At 70.2% G+C, this 22,325-nt stretch carries 20 protein-coding genes; 9 read left to right on the top strand and 11 right to left on the bottom strand.

From position 1 onward, the window contains the following. From ACQEVY_RS04485 to ACQEVY_RS04495, 3 genes are all read right to left on the bottom strand, one after another. Complete coding sequence (locus ACQEVY_RS04485) at positions 1-1,581, bottom strand: AMP-binding protein (protein WP_432945009.1); 1,581 nt, start codon at positions 1,579-1,581, stop codon at positions 1-3. A 37-nt stretch (positions 1,582-1,618) separates the two neighbouring features. After that, positions 1,619-3,109, bottom strand: coding sequence for an aldehyde dehydrogenase family protein (locus ACQEVY_RS04490; RefSeq protein ID WP_432945011.1), 1,491 nt, complete (start codon positions 3,107-3,109; stop codon positions 1,619-1,621). Positions 3,110-3,192: 83 nt separating this feature from the next. Next, complete coding sequence (locus ACQEVY_RS04495) at positions 3,193-4,335, bottom strand: acyl-CoA dehydrogenase family protein (RefSeq protein ID WP_432945013.1); 1,143 nt, start codon at positions 4,333-4,335, stop codon at positions 3,193-3,195. A 106-nt stretch (positions 4,336-4,441) separates the two neighbouring features. Between ACQEVY_RS04495 and ACQEVY_RS04500 the strand changes: the two genes are divergently transcribed. From ACQEVY_RS04500 to ACQEVY_RS04525, 6 genes are read left to right on the top strand one after another with little or no spacing between them, the layout of a single operon-like run. After that, a complete protein-coding gene (locus tag ACQEVY_RS04500) occupies positions 4,442-5,197 on the top strand; it encodes an SDR family NAD(P)-dependent oxidoreductase (RefSeq protein WP_432945015.1) in 756 nt (251 codons plus the stop codon). A 13-nt stretch (positions 5,198-5,210) separates the two neighbouring features. Next, the gene (locus ACQEVY_RS04505) at positions 5,211-5,987 is read left to right on the top strand and encodes an enoyl-CoA hydratase/isomerase family protein (protein ID WP_432945017.1); all 777 of its coding nucleotides are present in this window, start codon (positions 5,211-5,213) and stop codon (positions 5,985-5,987) included. A 43-nt stretch (positions 5,988-6,030) separates the two neighbouring features. After that, positions 6,031-7,185, top strand: a complete 1,155-nt coding sequence (locus ACQEVY_RS04510) for a CaiB/BaiF CoA transferase family protein (protein ID WP_432945019.1) — start codon at positions 6,031-6,033, stop codon at positions 7,183-7,185. 45 nt (positions 7,186-7,230) lie between these two features. Beyond that, positions 7,231-8,142 (top strand): SDR family NAD(P)-dependent oxidoreductase, encoded by a 912-nt coding sequence (locus ACQEVY_RS04515; RefSeq protein ID WP_432945021.1) that lies wholly within the window; start codon positions 7,231-7,233, stop codon positions 8,140-8,142. Then, positions 8,139-8,657 (top strand): DoxX family protein, encoded by a 519-nt coding sequence (locus ACQEVY_RS04520; RefSeq protein WP_432945023.1) that lies wholly within the window; start codon positions 8,139-8,141, stop codon positions 8,655-8,657. The genes ACQEVY_RS04515 and ACQEVY_RS04520 overlap by 4 nt, the downstream gene beginning before the upstream one ends. 30 nt (positions 8,658-8,687) lie before the next feature. After that, a complete protein-coding gene (locus ACQEVY_RS04525; RefSeq protein WP_432945025.1) occupies positions 8,688-9,845 on the top strand; it encodes an acyl-CoA dehydrogenase family protein in 1,158 nt (385 codons plus the stop codon). A 242-nt stretch (positions 9,846-10,087) separates the two neighbouring features. Here the strand turns inward: ACQEVY_RS04525 and ACQEVY_RS04530 are convergent, their stop codons facing one another. From ACQEVY_RS04530 to ACQEVY_RS04565, 8 genes are all read right to left on the bottom strand, one after another. Next, complete coding sequence (locus ACQEVY_RS04530) at positions 10,088-11,896, bottom strand: DUF2207 domain-containing protein (protein ID WP_432945027.1); 1,809 nt, start codon at positions 11,894-11,896, stop codon at positions 10,088-10,090. Between the two features lie 198 nt (positions 11,897-12,094). Next, entirely contained in the window at positions 12,095-13,210 is a 1,116-nt protein-coding gene (locus tag ACQEVY_RS04535; protein ID WP_432945029.1) for an acyl-CoA dehydrogenase family protein, read from the bottom strand. Beyond that, positions 13,207-14,451: an acyl-CoA dehydrogenase family protein gene (locus tag ACQEVY_RS04540; RefSeq protein WP_432945031.1), complete on the bottom strand. Its 1,245-nt coding sequence runs from the start codon at positions 14,449-14,451 to the stop codon at positions 13,207-13,209. Before ACQEVY_RS04540 ends, ACQEVY_RS04535 begins: the two co-directional genes overlap by 4 nt. Before the next feature lie 14 nt (positions 14,452-14,465). Then, positions 14,466-15,617: a thiolase family protein gene (locus ACQEVY_RS04545; protein ID WP_432945033.1), complete on the bottom strand. Its 1,152-nt coding sequence runs from the start codon at positions 15,615-15,617 to the stop codon at positions 14,466-14,468. Continuing rightward, positions 15,614-16,090, bottom strand: coding sequence for a Zn-ribbon domain-containing OB-fold protein (locus ACQEVY_RS04550; RefSeq protein ID WP_432945035.1), 477 nt, complete (start codon positions 16,088-16,090; stop codon positions 15,614-15,616). Before ACQEVY_RS04550 ends, ACQEVY_RS04545 begins: the two co-directional genes overlap by 4 nt. A gap of 11 nt (positions 16,091-16,101) precedes the next feature. Continuing rightward, on the bottom strand, positions 16,102-17,016 hold the full coding sequence (locus ACQEVY_RS04555; protein ID WP_432945037.1) for an SDR family oxidoreductase: 915 nt from the start codon (positions 17,014-17,016) through the stop codon (positions 16,102-16,104). Between the two features lie 153 nt (positions 17,017-17,169). After that, the gene (locus ACQEVY_RS04560) at positions 17,170-17,880 is read right to left on the bottom strand and encodes a hypothetical protein (RefSeq protein WP_432945039.1); all 711 of its coding nucleotides are present in this window, start codon (positions 17,878-17,880) and stop codon (positions 17,170-17,172) included. Then, positions 17,880-19,187 carry a phenylacetate--CoA ligase family protein gene (locus tag ACQEVY_RS04565; RefSeq protein WP_432945041.1) on the bottom strand — a complete coding sequence of 436 codons (1,308 nt, stop codon included), beginning with the start codon at positions 19,185-19,187 and terminating at the stop codon, positions 17,880-17,882. Before ACQEVY_RS04565 ends, ACQEVY_RS04560 begins: the two co-directional genes overlap by 1 nt. 175 nt (positions 19,188-19,362) lie before the next feature. Between ACQEVY_RS04565 and ACQEVY_RS04570 the strand changes: the two genes are divergently transcribed. The 3 genes from ACQEVY_RS04570 to ACQEVY_RS04580 all read left to right on the top strand — a co-directional run bounded on the left by ACQEVY_RS04570 (position 19,363) and on the right by ACQEVY_RS04580 (position 22,306). Next, entirely contained in the window at positions 19,363-20,148 is a 786-nt protein-coding gene (locus tag ACQEVY_RS04570; protein WP_432945043.1) for an electron transfer flavoprotein subunit beta/FixA family protein, read from the top strand. A gap of 42 nt (positions 20,149-20,190) precedes the next feature. Continuing rightward, entirely contained in the window at positions 20,191-21,156 is a 966-nt protein-coding gene (locus tag ACQEVY_RS04575; RefSeq protein ID WP_432945045.1) for an electron transfer flavoprotein subunit alpha/FixB family protein, read from the top strand. A gap of 70 nt (positions 21,157-21,226) precedes the next feature. Next, positions 21,227-22,306 (top strand): amidohydrolase family protein, encoded by a 1,080-nt coding sequence (locus tag ACQEVY_RS04580; RefSeq protein WP_432945047.1) that lies wholly within the window; start codon positions 21,227-21,229, stop codon positions 22,304-22,306. Positions 22,307-22,325 lie beyond the last annotated feature (19 nt).

A 22,325-nucleotide genomic window follows, 5' to 3' on the forward strand; every position in this document is an offset into this window, starting at 1 on the left:
TCACCGTCCCGCGCCGAGCGTGTCGCCGCCGGGGTAACCTCCGCCGCCGAAGCGGGCGTCGAGCGCTTCGTAGTCCTTGGCGTAGCCGCCGGTGCGGGGCAGGGCGTCGATGAAATCCACCGTCTTGGGCTTCTTGTACGAGGCGATCCTGGCCCGGCAGTGCTCGATGATCTCCTCGGCCGTCGCCTCGGCGCCGTCCCGCAGGACCACGACGGCCTTGACGTCCTGGGCCCAGCGCTCGTTCGGGACGCCGATCACGGCGGCCTCCTTGACGGCGGGGTGCGACTCCAGGCAGTTCTCGACCTCGGCGGGGAAGATGTTCTCGGCGGCGGACTTGAGCATCCGAGTCGTCGTACCGAGGAAGGTGATCGTGCCGTCCGCCTCCCGCCGCCCCAGGTCGGTGGTGTGCCACCAGCCGAAGCGGAAGCGTTCCTCGTTGATCTCGGGCCGGTTCCAGTAGCCGAGGTGCACGAGGTCCCCGCGTACGCAGATCTCGCCGGCCTCGCCGGTCTCGCACTCCCGGCCGCCGCTGTCGAGGATGCGTACGGAGGTGAAGGAGCCGGGGCGTCCCGCGTTGCCCGTGCCGGACCCGCCGTAGGCGCCGGTGACGGCGAAGCCGGTCACCTCGGTCTGGCCGTAACCTCGGCCCTCGCCACCGCCGTTGCGGGTGAAGCGGCTGGTGTCCGTGGGGATCATGCCCTCCCACACCGGTGCGGCGACGCTGGCCCGCAGCTGGGAGAGGTCGTGGCCGGCCTCGCGGTTGAGCGCGACGAGCTGGGCGATGGTCGGGGGCATCAGATACGCGTGCGTGCAGCGCTCGGCGGCGAGCACGGGGAGCAGTTCTTCGGCGATCACGCGGCGGACGACGACGTTCTTGCCGCCGTGTACGAAGGCGGGGATGCCCCAGAACTGGTAGTTGCCGATGTGGAACATGGGTCCGGCGCCCAGGAAGGCGGTCTCCTGGCCGATGTCGCCCATCCAGGCGGCGCTCGCGCCCATCGCGAGCAGATTGCGGTGCGAGATCATCGAGCCGGACTGCCGTCCGCTGATGGCCGCGGTGTAGATGACCAGGAGAGCGGAATCGGGGTCCACGTCGGTCTGGGGGTCCTCGGGTGCGCCGGAGGCGAGGAAGGCCTCGTACGACTCCGCTCCCTCAGCGTCGTGGCGCAGCCACAACGCCCCGTGCCCGTCGCCCAGTTCGGCCCGTGCCTTGGCGACCGTGTCGCCGATCTCCTCGTCCTGCCAGACGATCACGCGCGGGTCGAAGTCCTCGATCGCGTACGCCATTTCCGGGGCGGCCCAGCGCCAGTAGCCCGGGCAGACCATGGCGCCGATCTTCGCGGCGGCACCGAGGAGTTCCCAGATCCGGAACGAGTTCTGCCCCAGCCACAGGATCCGGTCGCCGGGTCCGACCCCGGCTCCGGTGAGCGCGTCGGCGAGCCGGTTGGTGCGCTCGTCCAACTCCGGCCAGGTCAGCCGGACTTCGCCGTCGACCAGGGCGATCGCGTCGGGGTATGAGCGGCGGTGCTCACGGATGAGGTCGCCGAAGGTGAGGCGGCGGGCACGATTCACTGATCTCACTCCAGAAGGCGAGGTTCCCGAGATTCCTGAGGTGTCGTCAGGCACGGCTGATTCCGACGCCCTTGACGCTGATGAACTCCTCCAGGCCGGCCCTGCCGCCCTCCCGGCCGAACCCGCTGATGCCCACGCCGCCGAAGGGCGTGGCGGGCGAAGTGATGGGGTTGGGGCCGGGGTTGACGTAGACCGTTCCGGCCTTGAGGCGCGGCACCAGGCGGTTGACCCGGCCGATGTCGCGGGACTGGATGTAGGCGGACAGTCCGTACTCCGTGTCGTTCGCCAGCGCGAGGGCCTCCTCCTCCGTGTCGAAGGGGGTGATGGCCAGGACCGGGCCGAAGATCTCGCGCTGGGCCAGGTCGCTGCGGTTGTCGACGTCGGCGAAGACGGTGGGGGTCACGAAGTAGCCGTCGGATTCGATGCGTTCGCCGCCGTAGACGAGTCGGCCCGCCTTGTCGGCGATCGCCTTGTCGACCATGTCCTGGACGCGGTCGCGGGCGGCGGAGTTGATCAGTGGTCCTATGTACGTCGTCGGTTCGAGCGGGTCGCCGACGGGCAGGTGGGCCACTACTCCGGCGACGCGGGCGACGACCTCGTCGTAGATGGAACGCTCGACGAGCATCCGGGTGGGCAGCGCGCAGCCCTGGCCGGTGTTGCTCATGGCGAAGGCGGCGCAGTACGGGACGACGCTGTCGAGGTCGGTGTCGGCGAAGAGTAGGTTGGCGGACTTGCCGCCCAGTTCGAAGAGCACCGGCTTGAGGCTGCGGGCCGCGGTTTCCATGATGCGGCGGGCGGTGGCGGGGCCGCCGGTGAAGGAGATCTTGTCGATGCCGGGGTGCGAGACGAGGGCTTCGCCCGCGTCGCCGAGTCCGGTGACGACGTTGATGACGCCGTCGGGGATGCCCGCCTCGCGGGCGAGGTCGGCGAAGAGCAGCGCGGAGAACGGGGTGGACTCGGCCGGTTTGATGACCACGGTGTTGCCCGCGGCGAGCGAGGGCGGGACCTTCATCGCCAGCGAAAGCGCGGGTGAGTTCCAGGTGATGATGTGGCCGATGACGCCGTACGGCTCGGCGATGGTGTACTCGACGTTCTCGTGCGGGCTGTAGGCGGCGCCCACCATGCCCTCGATCTTGTCGGCCCAGCCGGCGTAGTACTCGGTCCAGTCGGCGACGTGCGGTCCGACGTTCTCGGCCCAGCCGCCGATGCAGACGCCGTTCTCCAGTGGGCAGATCGCCGCGAAGTCCTCGATGTGGTCGCGGATCAGCTGCGCGAAGCGGGTGAGCAGCCGGCGCCGTTCGGCCGGGCGCATGGTGCCCCACACCTCGAAGGCCCGCCGGGCGGCGGCCACGGCCTGGTCCACCTCGGTGGGGCCCGCGAGCGGGATGTGCGACTGGACCAGCCCGGTGGCCGGGTTCCGGTGCTCGTAGAGTCCGCCGCTCGTGTCGGTGACGTCCTTGCCGCCGATGACCAGCCGCGGCAGCGGCAGATCCTGCTCGGCTCTCTCCTGGTGCAACTTCACATCGACCGTGACCACGGATGCCTCCTCGAGCCGTCACCGCATCTCGCATAAATAGCTAACCTATTTATCCAAGGTAGTCAATGGAATGGACAGGCTGCTCACAGCCCCAGCGAGCGCCCGATGATCTCCTGCATGATCTCCGAGGTTCCGCCGAACACCCGCTGGACCCGGCTGTCGCGCCAGATGCGGGCGATCTCGTACTCGTTGACGTAGCCGTAGCCGCCGAAGAGCTGCATACAGCGGTCGATGGCCTGCCAGCCGGTCTCGGTGGTCCAGTACTTGGCCGCGGCGGCCTCGTCGGCCGTCAGCTCGCCGTCGACCAGCGCCATGATGCAGCCGTCCAGGTAGACCCGGGCCACGTTCAGCTGGGCCTTGATGTCGGCGAGGGCGAAGCGGTTGGCCTGGAACTCCCCGATGGGCCGGCCGAAGGCGGTACGGGTCTTGGCGTACTCCAGGGCGAGTTCGAAGGCCCGCTCTGCGGAGGCGAGCGCGGCGACCGCGATGGCCAGGCGCTCTGTCGGCAGGTTGCCCATCATGTGGTAGAAGCCGCGCCCCTCCTGACCGATGAGGTTCTCGGCGGGGACTCGGACGCCGTGGAAGAAGAGCTCGGCGGTGTCCTGGGCCTTCATGCCGACCTTGTCGAGCTTGCGGCCGCGCTCGAAGCCCTCCGTTCCACGCTCGACGACGATCAGGCTGATGCCCTTGTGCCCGGCGTCCGGGTCGGTCTTGCAGGCGACGATGACGAGGTCGGCGAGGATGCCGTTGGTGATGAAGGTCTTGGAGCCGTCGATCACCCAGGCGTCACCGTCCCGGCGGGCGGTGGTGCGGATGTTCTTGAGATCGGATCCGGCTCCCGGTTCCGAGAGGGCGAGCGCGCAGATCGTCTCGCCGCTGATCACGCCGGGCAGCCAGCGGGCTTTCTGCTCTGGCGTGGTGAGGTGCATCAGATAGGGCGGGATGACGTCGTTCTGCAGTCCGAGGCCGATGCCGACCGAGCTGGTGGCGTGCATCTCCTCCGCCATGATGGCGTTGTAGCGGAAGTCCCACAGCCCCTGGCCGCCGTACTCCTCGGGGAACTGCCAGCCGATCAGCCCGGCCTTGCCCGCGGCGGCCCACGCCTCCCGGCTGACCTGGCCCTCGCGTTCCCACTGCTCGGCGTACGGGGCGCATTCGCGCTGGTAGTACGTCCGTGCGGTGTCCCGGAACAGCTCGTGTTCCGCGGTGAAGATCGTACGGCGCATGCTTCGACTCCACTCGTACATCTCGCTTATTTAGCTGAAGTAGTTATACGATAGCGCTGTATCGACACACAGGCGAGTGTTGAGTACCGAGGCAAGTGGAGGACGCGTGAGCGGACGGGACAAGGTGGCGCTCGTCACCGGAGCGGGACGCGGGATAGGCGAGGCGATCGCCGAGCGGCTCGCGGCGTACGGGTCGGCCGTCGCCGTCTGCGATCTGGACCCGCAGGCCGCCGACAAGGTAGCGGCCCAGCTCGCCGAGCGGTACTCCGTCCGCGCCACCGGAGTCGGCGCGGACATCTCCGACGACGCGGCCGTACGCTCCGCCGTCGAGCGGGTGAGCGCCGAACTCGGCCCGGTGGACGTCCTCGTGAACAACGCGGCCGTCGACGTGATCGGCCGCTTCGTCGACAGCCGCGAAGAGGACTGGGACCGCATCATCGCCGTCAATCTGCGCGGCACCATCACCGTAACCCGGGCCGTCCTGGACTCGATGATCGAGCGCGAGGGCGGCCGGATCATCCACATCGCCTCCGACGCCGGCCGCGTCGGCTCCTCAGGCGAGGTCGTGTACTCCGCGACCAAGGGCGGCCTCATCGCCTTCGGCAAGGCACTGGCCCGCGAGGTCGCCCGGCACGGCATCACGGTCAACAGCGTCTGTCCGGGACCGACCGAGACGGCGCTGCTCGGCCAGGTCGCCGAGTACAGCCAGAAGATGTACGAGGCGACCGCGCGGGCGATTCCGCTGCGCCGTATCGCCCAGCCCGCCGACATCGCCGGTGTGGTGGCCTTCCTCGCATCCGACGACGCCGCGTACATGACCGGGCAGACGCTCTCGGTCAGCGGCGGCCTCACGATGGTCTGAAAGGGCTGAGGTCATGAGCGAGCTGCGCGTCGAAGTACGCGACCGGGTGGCCGTGTTCACCCTGAACCGGCCGGAGCGGCTCAACGCCATCAGCTCCGGGACCGTCGCCCTGCTGCGGGACGCGCTGGCCGACGTACGCGAGGACGACAACGTCCGGGCGCTGGTCCTGACGGGAGCGGGCAGGGCCTTCTCGGCCGGGGCCGACATCGGGGAAATCGAGTCGTGCACGACGCCCGGGCAGTTCCGCGCCTTCGTGGGCCGGCTGACCGACGCGTACGCCCTCCTGGAGAACTTCCCCAAACCCTCGGTGGCCGCCGTGCACGGATTCGCCTTCGGCGGCGGTCTGGAGCTGGCGCTCGCCTGTGATCTGCGGGTCGCCGAGCGTGGGGCCCGGCTGGGGCTGCCCGAGATGAAGCTCGGGGTGCTGCCGGGCGCGGGCGGCACCCAGCGGCTGCCACGGTTGGTACCGTCGGCGATCGCCAAGCAGATGATCCTCACCGGCGAACCGATCGACGCCGAGCGGGCGTACGCGCTGGGCCTGGTCAACGAACTGGCCGAACCCGGTGAGGCGCTCAAGGCCGCCGAGACGCTGGCCGCGCGGCTGGCCGCCGGTGCGCCGCTCGCGCTCGCCGCGGGCAAACGGCTGATCGACCACGGGCTCGGGATGGACCTGGAGACGGCGATCGCGTACGAGCGCGAGACGGTCTCGGTGCTGTTCTGCACCGAGGACCAGACCGAGGGGCTGAGGGCCTTTCGTGAGCGGCGTCCGGCGGAGTTCCGCGGGGCGTAGCAAGCAACTTCCGAGATGTGCAGAACCGCTGTGGAGGTGGGCCGTGCGGCCACTTGAGGGCTATTCCGTGGTCGAGCTGGGCATGTGGGTGGCGGCTCCGGCCGCCGCGACGATGCTGGCCGACTGGGGCGCGGACGTGATCAAGGTGGAGGCGCCGACCGGTGACCCGAACCGCTTCACGCTGCGGCACGTGGGCCAGGACATCGACAGCGCACCGCCCTTCGAGACGGACAACCGGGGCAAGCGCAGCGTGGTCCTCGACCTGCGGTCCGAGGAGGGGAAGGACGCGCTGGAGCGGCTGCTTGAGCGCGCTGACGTGTTCGTCACCAACCTCCGGCCGGGTGCACTTGAGCGGCTGGGGCTGGCCCCGGAGGAGATACGGGTGCGCCATCCGCGCCTGGTCATCGGCACGTTGACGGGGTACGGCTGGACCGGCGCCGAGCGCGACCGGGCCGGTTACGACGTCTCCGCGTTCTGGGCGCGGCCCGGTATCGCCGCCATGCTGAACCCGGCCGGTGAGCCGCCGCCCGGCATTCGGCCCGGACTCGGCGACCGTACCGCCGCGGCCAACCTGGTGGCCGGGGTGCTGGCCGCGCTGCTGCGGCGAGGGCGTACGGGCGAGGGCGGCGTGGTTGACGTATCGCTGCTGCGTTCCGGGACGTACGCGAACGGCAACGACCTCGCGCTGCAGAACTTCTTCGGCAAGCGCGGTCGCACCCGGCCGCGTACCGAGCACGAGTCCCCGCTCTACAACTCCTACCAGGCGGCCGACGGACGCTGGTTCTGGCTGATCGGTCTGGAGGGCAGCCGGCACTGGCCCGGAGTCATCAAGGCGCTCGGCCGGGACGACCTGGGGACGGACGAGCGGTTCGCGACGGGCAAGGCCAGGCGTGGCCACGTACGGGAGCTGATCGCGATCTTCGACGAGGAGTTCGCGAAGCTGCCGCTGGCCGAGTGGGCGGAGCGTCTTGACGCGGAGGGCGTGTGGTGGGCGCCTGTGCAGACGCTGGCGGAAGTTGCGGCGGATCCGCAAGCCGAAGCGGTGGGGGCATTCGTCGAGCAGCCCGGCATGGGCGACGCACCGCCGCTGCGGACAGTGGCAACACCGGTCAGTTTCTGGGGTGTTGACGACAAGCCGGGCAGCGGGGCGCCGACGCTCGGCGAGCACACCGACGAAGTACTCGGCGAACTGAGCTGACTCAAGCAGGCAAGCAAACTGATTCAACTGATCCGGAGGTACGGCGTGGGCATCCTCGACGACAAGGTCGCGATCGTGACCGGTGGTGGGCGGGGCCTCGGCCGCGCGCACTGCCTGGCGCTCGCCGAGGCCGGGGCGGCCGTGGTGGTGAACGATCCCGGTGCCGGCGTGCACGGCGAACAGACCGGTGACTCCCCCGCGGATGACGTGGTCGCCGAGATCACCAAGCTCGGCGGCCGGGCGATGGCCAACCACGGCTCGGTCACGGACTGGGCGGCGACCGAGGCGATGGTGGCGGACACCGTCGCGGAGTTCGGCAGGCTCGACATCGTCGTGAACAACGCGGGGATCGTGCGCGACCGCATGCTGTTCTCGATGAGCGAGGCCGAGTTCGACGCGGTGATCGCCGTCCATCTCAAGGGCACCTTCGCGCTGACGCGACATGCGTGCGCGTACTGGCGCGAGGCGTCGAAACGGGGCGAGCGCGTCGCCGGTCGGGTCATCAACACAACGTCCGGGACAGGGCTGTTCGGCAACCAGGGCCAGTCCAACTACGCTGCCGCGAAGGCCGGGATCGCCGGTCTCACGGTCGTCACCGCACTGGAGATGCGCCGCTACGGCGTCACCGCCAACGCCATCTCGCCGATCGCCACCACTCGGATGACGGAAGGGCTGGCGCTCGGCCAGCCGCAGACGGCCGCCGACGGCTTCGACCCGGGCGATCCGGCCAACGCCTCGGGCGTGATCGTGTACTTGGCCTCCGACGCCGCATCCTGGCTGACCGGCCAGGTCCTGCGCATCGAGGGCAACCGGCTCAACCGCCTCCAGGGCTGGACGGTGACCGGAGTGCACCCCAGCCGGTCCGGCGAGGCCCTCACTCCTGAGGAACTCGTCGAAGCCGTACCGCAGTTGTACGGTGCCGCTCCCGCCGGCCGGGCCACCGGAGTGGGCCAGTGAAGGCGCGGGGCGGCGACGTAGCGGCGCTGCTGCTGCGCGCGACGCTCGGGCCGATGCTGTTCGCGCACGGCTGGAACAAGGTCGCGGGACCGGGTGGCCTGGAGGGCACCACGGGATGGTTCAAGTCGCTCGGGCTCGAACCCGCCCCCGTACACGCCCGTATGGCGGCCGGCACCGAGATGGCCGCGGGTGTCGGCCTCACCCTGGGCGCCGCGAACCCGCTCCCGGCCGCGGCGACGGTCGGTCTGATGGCCGTGGCGGCCCGAACTGACCACCGAGGCAAGGGGTTCTTCGTCTTCAAGGGCGGCTGGGAGTACGTCGGTGTCGTCGGCGGAGCTGCCGTGGCGCTGGCCGCGCTGGGCAACGGCCGGTACTCGGTCGACGGGCTGTTGCGGCGCCAACGGGCGGGCGCGGGGCCCGCGTTGCTCGCCGCCGGGGTGGGCGCGGCGAGCGCGGCGGCGCTGCTCGCCATGTGCTACCGGCCCGAAGAAAAGCCGGACGAGACGGACCAGTGAACAGCAACCAGATCCACACAGGGAGGCGACATGGACGCGGATGACTTCAGCACCGTGCTGTCCGAGGTCCGGCGTTTCGTCCGGGAACGCGTCGTGCCGCTCGAGCCGGAGATCGACGAGAAGGACGAGATGCCCGCGGACATCCGCGAGGCGGCGAAGAAGATGGGGCTGTTCGGCTTCGCGCTGCCCGAGGAGTACGGCGGGCTCGGCCTGTCGATGTACGAGGAAGCCCAGTTGATGTTCGAGCTGGGCTATACGACGCCGTCGCTGCGCTCCATGTTCGGCACCAACAACGGCATCGCCGGGCATGTCCTCATGGTCGGCGGCACCGAGGAGCAGAAGGCGCACTGGCTGCCGCGGATCGCCTCCGGAGACGTACTGGCGTCCTTCGCACTCACCGAACCGGACGCCGGATCGGACCCGTCGACGCTGACCACACGAGCGCATCGAGACGGCGACGAGTGGGTCATCAACGGCGCCAAGCGGTACATCACCAACGCCCCGCTCGCCGATGTCTTCATGGTCTTCGCCCGCACCGACCCCGACGCTCCGCGCACGCGCGGCATCTCCACCTTCCTGGTCCCGGCCGGCACGCCGGGCCTGACGGTGGCGCCGAAGGACCACAAGATGGGCCAGTTCGGGGCCTGGACCGCGGACGTCTTCTTCGACGACGTACGCGTACCGGCCGAAGCACTGGTCGGCGGCGAGGAAGGCTTGAACCGGGGCTTCTCCACGGCGATGGGCTGTATCGCGCACGGGCGGGTGCACATCTCGGCCCTGATGGTCGGGATGGCCGAGCGGCTGGTCGACGAGTCGGTCGCGTACGCGAGCACGCGTAAACAGTCCGGGAAGCTCATCGGTTCCTTCCAGCTCATCCAGGGCCTGATCGCCGACTCGATGACCGACTACTACGCCGGGCGAGCCACGGTCCTGGAGGCGGCCAGGGGCTTCGACTCGGGCGCCGACACCAAGATCGGCCCGTCGTGCACGAAGTACTTCGCGAGCGAGATGGTCTGGCGGGTCGCGGACCGCGCGGTGCAGATTCACGGCGGCGCGGGCTATATGCGCGGGGTCGCCGTGGAGCGCTTCTACCGCGACGCCCGGCTGTTCCGCATCTACGAGGGCACCAGCCAGATCCAGCAGGTCATCATTGCGAAGGCACTACTGGGCGAGGCGGCTCGCGGCTGAACTCGCGATGAGCGACGCCGTCGTACGTGCCGGATGCAACCCGACTGGCGAGAGTGGCCGGCCGGATCGAGCAACGGCGCAGGCGGCCTGCTGCTCGGCGACGCGCAGGCGCGCGCTCCTGCACCGAGCAGCTCCGCGCTACCCCACCTCGTACAGGGCTTACGCCGCTGCGACCTGGTGCGGCCCGCAGCGCACGCGCCGTACGAGGCGGGGTGGCGCGGGTCAGACCGAATACACCGAAGTCACCATGAGCCGCCGCCCCCGCCCCCGTCTCCGCCGCCGACCCCTCCGCTGTCGCCTCCGCCGCTGTAACCACCCGACGAGGAACCCGAGGAGGAACCCGAGCCGCCGGACGACGGCCGGGTGGCGGACACAGCTGCCAGCGGAAAGTAGGTGGCAAGGTCGGGCCGGAGCGTCGCGTCGTCCCCGGGTGTGGCCGTCCGTGCCCGAGTGCGGGACGCAGGCACCTTCGCCTTGTCGGCCGCTGCCGCCGCAGCCGTCCATGCCTCGGCCTCGCCGAGGGCCGTGGCCCACGCGGTGATCTGGTCCTGGTCACGCTTCTCCCAGCCGTGCCGCCCGGGTTCGGCCAGATGGCGCCGGTAGGCCTCCGTCTGGCACCACAGGTGGGAGCCGCGCACGGTGCGTGCCCGCAGTTCCCAGGCCCGTACGAGGACCGCGAGCCCGGCGCCGGCCAGTGCCGCGCCGACTGCCAGCGGCGTCCGCCAGTCCGCGCCCGGATCCGCCACCTCCGTCGCCGTGAACCCCACGACGAACGTTCCGGCGACCGCGGCCACCGCGCCGCCCCACACGGCGATCCGGCGGCGCCGCTCCCCGGACGGCTCCCACAGCCCGTCGCCACCCGTGCGCCGCCAGTCCTCGAGGCGGTGCCGCAGCAGCTTCCAGGCGGTGGCGAACGCCCTGTTGTACTGGCCCAGCGGGACGCGCCGCTTGCTGGCGAACACGGCCTGGAGCACCTCCGCCGTCAGCGGGTCGGTGGCGCCGCCCTCGGGCTGCTTGCCAACCTGGTGCAGCACGGGCTTCTTCTGCTTGCCGCTGATGGTCAGATGCCCGTCCGCGGCCACGGTCAGCAGCCACGCCGCCAGGTGTTCCTTGCGCACCTGGTCGGTGAGCAGGATGCCGGCGTGCGCCGGAGCGATGCCCGCGGGCGGCTCACCGTTCGGTGTGACCGAGGCACTCAGCCGACGAACGTCCATCCGCCGGGTCCGGCCGTCCGCCCCCTGGACCCGCTCCCGCCCCGCCAGCCGCACCAGCTCCGCGACCACGGCCGTCGCGGCGAGGGCGATCAACGTGGCCCACAGCCACCCGGCCACGACACCGTCCCCGGCCTCGACGGCAGCCGCCCGTCCGCCGGGCGCCTTCGGCAGCGACGCGGCGCCGCCTCCGTCGGCGTCTCCGACCGTCGCGTACAGCGTCAGACCCTCGTGCGCCTCCAGCCCGTCCTGCGTCACGTACAGCTGCCCCGGTACGGGCTGCCGCCGCGTCGCACAGTCGTCGTGCGAACCGGACGATCCCGCCACGCACCTCGGCCGTTCCAGGGCGTACGGGACGGCCAGGTGCACGTCGACGTGCCCGACGGGCACGTCCCAATCCGTACCGACGGCGTCCCACGCCAGCCACCCCTCGTCCCCGAGGCGCGGCAGGGTGTACTCGATCCGGTACCGGTGGGTCCCGGTCACCGTCGCGTCGGGGTCGCCGATCACGATCTGGGTGCCCACCGTGTCCTCGACGCGGTAGGGCACCGGCTCGCCGTCCGCCGTGACGGATACCTGGCTGACGTCTCCGCGTTCCTTCCTGGGCACTTCACGGTAAATGCCGTGCCGCTGCTCACCGTTGAAGTCGTAGTCGATCACCTCGGTGATCCGGGCCGTCCCGTCGGCACGTATCTCGGCGCCGACCCACATCCGGGCAATCCGTTCCCCGGGCTCCCCGAGCACCGCGCCCAGCAGCCCGACCAGCCCCACCAACACCGCGCCCACGAGCAGCAGAACGGCATCCCGCCGCCTCCGCCACCCCACCGACCTGGCCCTCACGCGGGCCCCCTCCCCGTTACCCGCCACCGTCAGGGGAGGACAATACAGGCCCGTACTACGCAACAGGGGTGCGAGAAACCGCAGTTCGGCGTCGCAGTTCGGCGCCCGCGATCAGCCTGCATCGCGGCTTCCCGAACCCGACTCGGCTCCTCCTCCGACAGGGGTGCTCCGAACGCAGCGGAAGGGGAAGCCCAACCCTCAAATCCCCAGCCGGTCCAGCAGACGCTCGTGGTACACCACCGGGCCACCGAACAGGAGTTGGGAGGACTTGGCGCGGCGGAAGTACAGATGGGCGGGGTGTTCCCAGGTGAAGCCGATGCCGCCGTGGACCTGGATGTTCTCCATCGCCGTGAACATGTACGCCCGTGAGCAGGCCACATGCGCCACGCCTGCGGCGACCGGGTAGTCCGGGGAGCCCTCGGCGGCCAGCCGGGCGGCCTCGCGCGAGGCGGCCTCGGCCAGTTCCACCTGGACCAGCATGTCGGCGCACTTGTGCTTGATCGCCTGGAAGGAGCCGATGGGCCGGCCGAACTGGTGGCGGGTGCGGGCGTATTCGGCCGCCGTCTCCAGGCAGCGTCGGGCCCCGCCGGACTGTTCGGCGGCGAGAGCGACCGTGGCGAAGTCCAGGACCTTGGCCATGATCCGGCCGCCGGCTCCGTCGGAGCCGATGAGCGTCGCAGGGACGGCGTCCAGCGTCAGCCGGGCCATCGAGCGTGTGGCGTCCAGGGTTTCCATGGACTCGGCGGTCAGGCCGGGCGCGGTGCCGTCGACGGCGAAGAGCGTGGGACCGGCGACCGTACGAGCGACGACCAAGACCAGGTCAGCCGTCGTACCGTCGATGACGAAGCTCTTGCGGCCGGTCACTTTCCAGGCCCCCTCCCCGTCGCGCACCGCGCGCGCGGAGATCAGGGCCGGGTCCCAGGAACCGCTGTTCTCGGCGACGGCCAGCGTGGCCGTGGTCGTTCCCGCGGCGATACCGGGGAGATGGCGCGCGCAGGCGTCAGTGTCGCCCGAGGCCAGCAGGGCCTGGGCGGCCAGAACGACCGTCGCGAAGTACGGTGCACACAGCAGGGCGCGGCCCATCTCCTCGAGGACGACGCCGAGTTCGACGGGACCGAATCCGTCGCCGCCGTACTCCTCGGGGATCGCCAGGCCCGGCAGCCGCAGCTGCTCGGTCAACTGGGCCCACACGGCGGGGTCGTAGCGCGGCTCACTCTCCATGAGCTTGCGGACGGCTTCCTCGGGCGACTTGGCCTCCAGGAAGTCCCGTACAGCAGACCGCAGTTCGTCCAATGCGCTCTCGTCGGCGGTCACTGACGTACCTCCTTGGCAGCGGTTGTCACCGGTTCCTTGGGCAGGCCCAGGACGCGTTCCGCGAGGATGTTCTTCATGATCTCCTCTGTGCCGCCGAGGATCCTCAACGCCGGGGTGGCCAGGAGGAGTTCGTTCCAGGCGTACGTGCCCCACTGACCGGTGTCGGCGATGGCGCGCGGGCCGAGGACGTCCGAGACGAAGTGCGCGGCCTTGGTGAGGTTCTGGCCGTAGAGCAGCTTGGACACGGACATCTCGGGGCCGGGGGCGACGCCCGCCTGCAGCTTGCGCAGGGCGCGTGCGTTGAGGTGTTCGGTGGCGAGGACGTCGACGAGGAGTTCGGCGAGGCGGCCGCGCAGGGCGCGGTCGTCCCAGGTCCAGGTGGCGCGCATCAGTGCCGAGAGGCGGTCCGCGGACAGGGCGCCGGCCACCGGTCCGGCGCCCTGGCTGCCGACCGTGGCGCGCTCGTTCATGAGGGTGGTCAGGGCGACGGTCCAGCCGCCGTCGACCTCGCCGAGGCGGTGGTCGTCGGGGATGCGGACGTCGGTGAGGAACACCTCGTTGAAGTCCGCGCCACCGGTCATCTGCCGCAGCGGGCGGACCTCCACGCCGGGGGTGTCCATGGGGACGAGGAAGGCGGTGATGCCGCGGTGCTTGGGCGCGTCCGGATTCGTGCGCGTGAGCGCGAGGCCGATCTGACTGTGCTGGGCGACCGAGGTCCACACCTTCTGACCGTTCAGCACCCAGTCCTCGCCGTCGCGTACCGCGCGGGTCGTCACGCTCGCCAGGTCGGAGCCGGCGCCGGGCTCGCTGAACAGCTGGCAGGCGATGGCGTCCCCGCGGTACATCGCCGGCAGCCAGTGGTCCTTCAGCGGCTGCGGGGCGTGGGCGAGGATCGTCGGGCCGATCATGCCCAGGCCGATCACGCTCAGCGTTCCGGTGTCGGCGACGTCGTACTCGGACTCGATCGCGTCGTAGAGGAGTTCATGTACGGGGGTGAGTCCGCGTCCGCCGTACTCGGGCGGGCCGGTGATCCAGCCGAAGCCGTTCTCGTAACGGATCCGTTGCCACTCCCGCGCCCGCTGCACCTGCTCCCGCTCCTCCTCGGGCGCGAGCGAGCTGAAGTACGCCATCGAGTCGTCGCCCTCGCCCCAGGTGACGGCGGTCCGGTCGGGGGCCTTGGCCACATGGGCGTCCAGGAAGCTGCGTACCTCGGCGGCGAAGGCCTGCATGTCGTGTTCCATTTGGGGCTCCGCGGTCAGGTGGACAGGATGGTCACCGCCGACACGCCGGGCGCGCCGTACAGGTGGGTGTAGCCGACGCGGGGCGTGCCGGGGACCTGCCGGGTCCCTGCGGTGCCGCGCAGCTGGAGCACGATCTCGTGGATCTGGCGCAGTCCGGACGCGCCGATGGGCTCGCCGTTGCCGAGCAATCCGCCGTCGGTGTTGACGGGGAGCCGGCCGCCGATCTCGGTGGCGCCCTCGGCGATGAGGCGTTCCTGCTCGCCGTCCTTGCAGAGACCGTTCTCGGCCATGTGGATGATCTCGGATCCGGCGTCGGTGTCCTGGAGTTGGGCGATGTCGACGTCCTCGGGTCCGATGCCCGCCTGTTCGTACGCGGCGCGGGAGGCGTCCACGGTCGGACTCGGCACCGGCTCCCCCACCGGCACGGACGGGCTCTGCACCTCGAAGGCGCCGAAGCGGCGGCTGCGCAGGGCGGTGGCCCGGACCCGTATGGGCGTCGTGGTGGTGTATTTGTGGGCCTGGTCGGCCCGGCACATGACGACGGCGGCGGCGCCCTCGTCCGGTCCGCAGTACATGAACTGCCGCAGTGGGTAGTTGAGTACGGGTGAGGCGAGGATCTCCTCAACCGTGAGCGGCGTGCGTCGCCAGGCCTTCTCGTTGCCTGCGGCGTTGCCGAAGTTCTTCGCGGCCACGCGTGCGAGCGTCTCGTGGGAGATGCCGTGGTCGTGCATATAGCGGTTGATCTTCATGCCGAAGAAGTGGGTGGTGAGGAAGAGTCCGGTCTGCCCGTACCAGGAGGGGATTCCGGCGACGGACGGGTCGGCGGCGAAGGCGCCGCGCGGGTGCTTATCCATGCCGATGGCGATCGTCAGGTCGTGCTCGCCGGTCTCGATGGCGCGGGCGGCCATCGCCACCGCCGTACCGGCCGTGGCGCAGCCGTTGAAGACGCCGCGCAGTGGTACGCCGGTCAGGCCGAGGCGGCCGACGATCGCGTCCGGGTTGGCGACCTCGAAGCTGCCGACGTAACCGCCCTGGATCTGGGGCCAGTTGACGCCCGCGTCGGCGAGCGCCATGCGTACGGCGTCCGCGCCCATGTCCATCGCGGGCTTGCCCGGGAAGCGGCCGAAGGGGTGCAGTCCCGTTCCGATGATGACCGCTTCCGTCATGACTGCTCCTCGGGCTGGTCGGGCTCGCCGGGCTGGTTCGGCTCGTCGGCCGGGGCGAACGCGAAGGTCAGGACCTCGGTGCCGTCGGCGTCCACGGTGTAGGGCACGAGCGTGAGCCGCATCCGCTGCCCGATGCTCAGCTTCTCCGGGTCTGGTTCGGTGAGCCGGGCCTCGACCAGGACCTCGCCGGGGAGTTCGATGTATCCGATGGCGTACGGCTCGAAGGTGGCGGCCGTGTCGGATCCGTCGTACGGCGGTGAGGGTGGGCGGAAGCCCTGGGTGGTGAAGGTCCACAGCGTGCCGCTGTCGGCCAGGAGCCGCTCCTTCGCGTCCGGGCTCCCGCAGCGCACGCAGTGAGACTCGGTGGGGAAGCTGACCAGTCCGCAGGCCGTGCACTCGGTGCCGATGAGCCGGGGTTGTGTGGAGGGCGGCCAGGTGAACAGGCCGTCGGCTACAGGCTTTTGCTGCATCATGTCGTGACCCTTCACGCCGTGCCGTTGCGGTTGCCCAGGGCGTCGGCGTTCGGTGCTGCCTTGGCCACGAGGTTCGGGACGACGGAGGACAGTTCCTCGGGTGTCCAGCGGGACTCGGCGCTTGCGCCGGGGCCGTTGACCCAGCCCTCCAGGACGGTGATGCGGTTGCCCATGACGCCGAAGACGCGGCCGGTGACCTCGCGGGAGGCGGCCGAACCCAGCCACACCACCAGGGGTGAGATGGCCTCCGGGGTCAGGTCCTGTGTCTCGGCGGCCCGTTTCATCATCTCGATGTCTTCGGTCAGCCGGGTGAGGGCGGTCGGCGCGATGGCGTTGACGGTCACTCCGTACCGGGCGAGTTCGGCGGCGGCGATGATGGTGAGGCTGGCGAGACCGGCCTTCGCCGAGCCGTAGTTCGACTGGCCGGGGTTGCCGAAGATGCCGGACGGGGACGTCGTGTTGATGACGCGGGCGTCGTTCTGCTGCCCGGCCTTGGCACGCTCGCGCCAGTACGCCGCCGCGTGGTGCAGGGTGGCGAAGCTGCCCTTGAGGTGGACGGCGAGCACGCTGTCCCAGTCCTGCTCGGTCATCGAGACGATCATCCGGTCGCGGAGGATGCCCGCGTTGTTGACCAGTACGTCCAGGCCGCCGAAGGTGTCGACGGCCTGCTGGACGAGGTGGGCGGCACCGTCCCAGGACGAGATGTCGTCGGTGTTGGCCACCGCCTTGCCGCCGGCCGCGGTGATCTCGTCGACCACGGTCTGGGCGGGGCCGGCCGAGGCGCCCCCGCCGTCGCGTGAGCCGCCGAGGTCGTTGACCACGACCTTTGCGCCCTGCGCGGCGAAGGCCAGTGCGTGGGCTCGGCCGATTCCGTTGCCGGCTCCGGTGACGACCACGACTCGGTCGTCGACCACTCCTTGCGACATCCCAACTCCTCGTTGACACGTAAGCGCTCCGCGGGAAGCGCAGTGATGAATCCGCGGGTCCGGTGGGGGCTGGTCGCGCAGTTCCCCGCGCCCCTTTCGGGGCCTGCGGCCCCTCAAGCGGACGCGGGCCCACACCAGCCCCGACCATGGCCCCTAGTTGATCTCCGCGAGAAGCACTCGCGGGTCCTCGCTGCCGCAGCCGCACCTGTCGGTGACGACCTGACCCGCAATGCCCAGAGGCGTTTCCGGAAGCCCGGACCCGCGCCCCTCTCCCGCCGCGATGAACAGTCCCCCGTCCCGCTCACCGACCCGCCACTCGGCGCCGTCGACGTGCGCCCCAGCCCGCTCGGGACACTCCAGGGCCAGCGCCGGGCCCACCGTCGTCATCAGTACGGCCGGCACGCCCGCCTGGCGCAGCACCGCTACGGCGGCCGGGCGGGCCAGTACGACCTGCGTCGCCCGGAACATCTCGCCGATGTCGGCTCCGCCACTGAGCCCCTCCAGGGTCTCGGCGGACAGGCCGATCACCGCGTGCGGCTTCAGTTCCCGGTGGAAGACCGCGGTGCGGCGGTGGTCCCAGCCCATCGCCTCCGCGATTCCGTACGTCACCTTCAGCGTGCGCAGCGCCCCGATGACCGAGCGGCCCCAGAAGCCCTCGAATCCGGAGGCGGTCAGCAACGCCCGTTGTCCGGCGGCCAGTTGGTGGCCGCGCAGCGCTTCGGTGGCCCACGCGGCGTCGCGGTCCATCTGCGCCCAGGTCAGTTCGGTGTCCCGCACGCCGTCGGCGGTGGGGAAACGCACGATGTAGGCGAGTTGGGGCCGGTCGAGTTCGCGGGCCCTGGCCAGAGTGTCGGCGCGTGCCATCAGCTCTTCACCACCCTCGGGAACTTGGCGACGCTGGTCATGGTCTGCAACAGCTCCTCCTCGGTCCGCAGGTCGAGCACCGGCTCGACACCCGTCCGCTCGTGCACGGCCTTGCCGAGCCGCCCCGCCAACGCCTCGACGTCGCCGGTCAGTTCGGGGTCGTAGCCGACGCGCAGCCGCAGTTCGTCGACCTCGCGTGACGCTCGTACGATCTGGAAGACGCCCGCCACCGTCTCGGGCTGCTCCTCCACCGCCTGCCAGATGTCCCGCAGGACCACGGAACGCCCCTGGACCAGCGTCTCGTCGCCGCGCCGGCCCGCCACCCACATCCGGGCGTGGGTGCGTCCGCAGCCGCAGGTGCCCCGGGACAGCCGTACGAGGTCCTCGCTGCGGTACCGGATCAGCGGCGCGGCCCGGTTGTCCAGGTCGGTGGCGACCAGTTCGCCCACGTCGCCCTCCCCGACCTCCCGCGAACCGGAGTCGTCGATGTCCAGGCACTCCGCGAAGACGGTGTCCTCCCAGAGGTGGAAGCCGTCGTGCTCCCGGCACTCCCAGGCGGTGCCGGTGTCGGCCGCGCTGGTGTACTCGTAGACGTCGATGCCCCAGTCGTCGCGGACCCGCTCGCGCATCCTGCGGCTGAGCGGCTGGCCGGCGCACGAGGCGCCCTTGAGGGAGGAGAACGCCTCCTTGAGGTCCATCTTGTCGGCCAGGTGCTCCAGCTCCACCAGCTGTGGGTAGATCATCTGGAGGTAGGCGGGCCGGTAGGTACGCACGGCCTCGACGACCTCGTGCATCTTGCCGAGCCAGGTGTCCACCTCGACCACCACGGCACCGAGCGCCTGGTAGCCGCCGTCCATGAAGTTCCGGAAGGTCCCGGGCGGGCTCAGCACCAGGTCCCCGGGCCGCAGCCCGACCTCCCACAGATCCCGCACCTGCGCGGTCACCAGAGGCGGTGCGTCCTCCCAGATCTCCGCGAAGAACTCCGGGTCGCCCGTGGTGCCCGAACTGGAGGACACGGAGGTCAGCTCCTCGGGCGGGACGCAGAGCAGTCCGCCGAAGGGGTCCTTGGTGCGGGCGCGGTAGGCGCGCACCATGTCCTTGGTGATGAAGGGGATCCGTTCCTGGAAGTCCTCCAGGGAGCGGATGTCCCGCGGGTGTACCCCGTGTTCGTCCCAGAGTTCGCGGTAGAAGGCCGAATTGCCATACGCGTACTCGACCAGCTCCACGACCCGCTCCTGCTGCCTCGCACGGAGCTGATCGCGGGGCATCGTCTCCACGTGTGGCTCGAAGTACCTGTCACCGGCCATGGCGCCTCCTCGCAGCCTCGTTCGGCTGCCCAGATCTTCCAGCTATCAGCGTAATGAGTCAACTAATTCGTCGGAATCGACTCGAGACTCCGATCGACACCGAGCCATCTCTCGCGTCAGCCCTCACGATATAGTTAACTATTAGCACTCATTCAACCAGAGTGGAGGTACCGCGTTGAAGATCGTTGTCTGCGTGAAGCACGTGCCGGACGCCACGGCGGACCGGACGTTCACCGAGGACGGCACCACCGACCGGGACGCGGTCGACTCCGTCCTGTCGGAACTCGACGAGTACGCCGTCGAACAGGCCCTGCGCATCACCGAGTCGGGCGTCGACGCCGAAGTCACGTACCTCACCATCGGCCCCGACGACGCGAAGGACGCCCTGCGCAAGGCGCTCGCGATGGGCGGCGACCGCGCGATCCATGTGAGCGACGACGACATCCGGGGCAGTGACGCGCTCGGTACGTCACTGGTGCTGGCGAAGGCGATCGAGCGACACGGCTTCGACCTGGTCGTCTGCGGGATGGCCTCGACCGACGGCTCGATGGGCGTCGTCCCGGCGATGCTGGCCGAACGTCTCGGCGTCCCGGCCGTCACCCACCTCGACGAGCTCGCGGTCTCGGTCGAAGACGGCTCGGTGACCGGCCGCCGCGAGGGCGAGTCCGCGACCGTACGCGTCCAGGGCACACTGCCGGCCGTGGTGTCGGTGACCGACCGGTCCGGCGACGCCCGCTACCCGTCCTTCAAAGGGATCATGGCGGCGAAGAAGAAGCCGGTGGAGACCCTTGATCTGACCGATCTGGACATCGAGCCGGAGTGGAGCGGCCGGTCCGCCGCCCGGTCGGCGGTCGGCACCACGGCCAAGCGCCCGCCGCGCACCAAGGGAGAGATCGTCGCGGACGAGGGGGCGGGCGGCGTCGGGCTTGCCGCGTTCCTCACCGCCAAGAAGTTCGTCTGACCGAGTCCGCTACCACGCCTGTCGCGCAAGGAGTACTTCACCATGGCCGAGATCCTCGTCCTCGTCGACCATGTCGACGGCACCGTACGCAAGCCGACCCTCGAACTCCTCACCCTGGCACGCCGGTTGGGCGAGCCCTCCGCCGTGTTTCTCGGGCCGGGCGCGGACGCCGCGACCGACGTCCTCGGCACCTACGGCGCACAGAAGGTGTACGTCGTGGACTCCCCGGAGGTCGCGGAGCACCTGGTCACTCCGGCCGTCGACGCCCTCGCGCAGATCGCCGCGACCAGCGGACCGGCCGCGGTACTGCTGCCGTCGAGCCTCGACGGCAAGGAGACCGCCGCACGGCTCGCGGTCCGACTGGAGTCGGGGCTGATCACCGACGCAGTCGACATCACCGCGGACGACGACGGGCGGCCGGTCACCGAGCAGTCCGTGTTCGCGGCGACGTACCAGGTCACGGCCCATGTCACCGAGGGCGTCCCGGTCATCACGGTCAAGCCGAACGCCACCGCCCCCGAGCCCGCACCGACCACCCCCGTCGTGGAAAAGGTGGACGTCACCTTCGGCCCCGCCGCCACCGCCACCCGCATCCTGTCGCGTACGCCCCGCGTCGGCGGCGACCGCCCCGAGCTGACCGAGGCCGACATCGTCGTCTCCGGGGGCCGGGGCGTGAACGGCGCCGAGAACTTCGCCGTCATCGAGCGGCTCGCGGACGCGCTCGGCGCGGCCGTCGGCGCCTCGCGGGCCGCAGTGGACGCCGGCTGGTATCCGCACAGCCACCAGGTCGGGCAGACGGGCACCCAGGTCTCCCCGCAGCTGTACATCGCCGCCGGGATCTCCGGAGCGATCCAGCACCGGGCGGGCATGCAGACCTCGAAGACCATCGTCGCCGTCAACAAGGACGCGGACGCCCCGATCTTCGAGCTCGCCGACTACGGCGTCGTAGGCGATCTCTTCAAGGTGCTGCCGCAGTTGGTCGAGGAGATCGACCGGCGGCGCGGTTGAGGCTTCCCGTAGCCCGAAGCAACAACTAAAGTGTCTAACTAATTGCATCCATTACCCCGAAGGAAGCGCCATGACGAAGATCTGGGTCAACTCGGGAGACTCCCATGTGATGGAGCCCGACGACCTGTGGACCGAGGCCCTGCCGCCGCGTCTCGCCGACCGGGCGCCACGCAGTGAGCGCGGCGAGAAGTACGAGGTGCTCTACATCGACGGCGAGCGCATCGACCGCCAGCTCAACGACTTCATGGACGCCATGCGCCCGCCGGGCGCCAAGGATCTCGACGTACGCCTGAAGGACCTGGACCAGGAGGGCGTCTGGAGCCAACTGGCCTTCCCCTCCATGGGGTTCTGGCTGGTCTCGATCACCGAGCGGGAGCTGGCCCGGGAGACCGTAAAGGCCTGGAACGACTGGGCGCACTCCGAGATCCTCGGCAAGAACAAGCGCGTCATCACCCCCGCCTGTGTCTCCACGGCCGACATCGACGACGCGGTCGCAGAGGTCGAGCGCGTGGCGGAGCTCGGCTTCAAGTCGGTGTTCCTGCCGTGCTCCACGCGGCCCGGCGAGGAGTACGCGCTGGACCGCTGGGAGCCGCTGTGGACCGCCGCCGAACGGGCCGGAGTGGTGCTCGCCTTCCACATCGGTACCGGCGGCGAGAACGTCGTCTTCCGCGGCCCCGGCGGCGCGGTCGTCAACTACATGGAGACGACCTACCCGGGCATGCGCGTGGTGGCCCACATGGTCGCGGGCGGCGCCCTGGACCGCCACCCCGACCTGAAGATCCTCATCGCCGAGGGCGGCGCCGGGTGGGTGCCGGCGATCGGCGACCGGATGGACGAGGCCTACCGCCAGCACGGCATGTTCGTACGGCCGAAGCTGAGCCGTCTGCCAAGCGAGATCATCCGGCAGCAGGTGTACGCGTCCTTCCAGCACGACAAGAGCTCCGTGGAGGTCGTGGAGGCGACGGGCTACTACAACGTGATGTGGGGCGACGACTATCCCCACCTCGAGGGCACGTACGGCCACACCCAGTCGACGCTGCGCGAACTCTTCGAGGGCGTGGACGACAAGATCCGTGAGCGGGTCACCCGCGGCACCTTCAACGAACTGTTCAGCCCGCCGGAGCAGACCCCTGAAGAGGCCGCCGTCTGAACCGCCATCTGCTCAACTC

Source organism: Streptomyces sp. CA-288835, assembly GCF_050936385.1.
GTDB lineage: Bacteria > Actinomycetota > Actinomycetes > Streptomycetales > Streptomycetaceae > Streptomyces.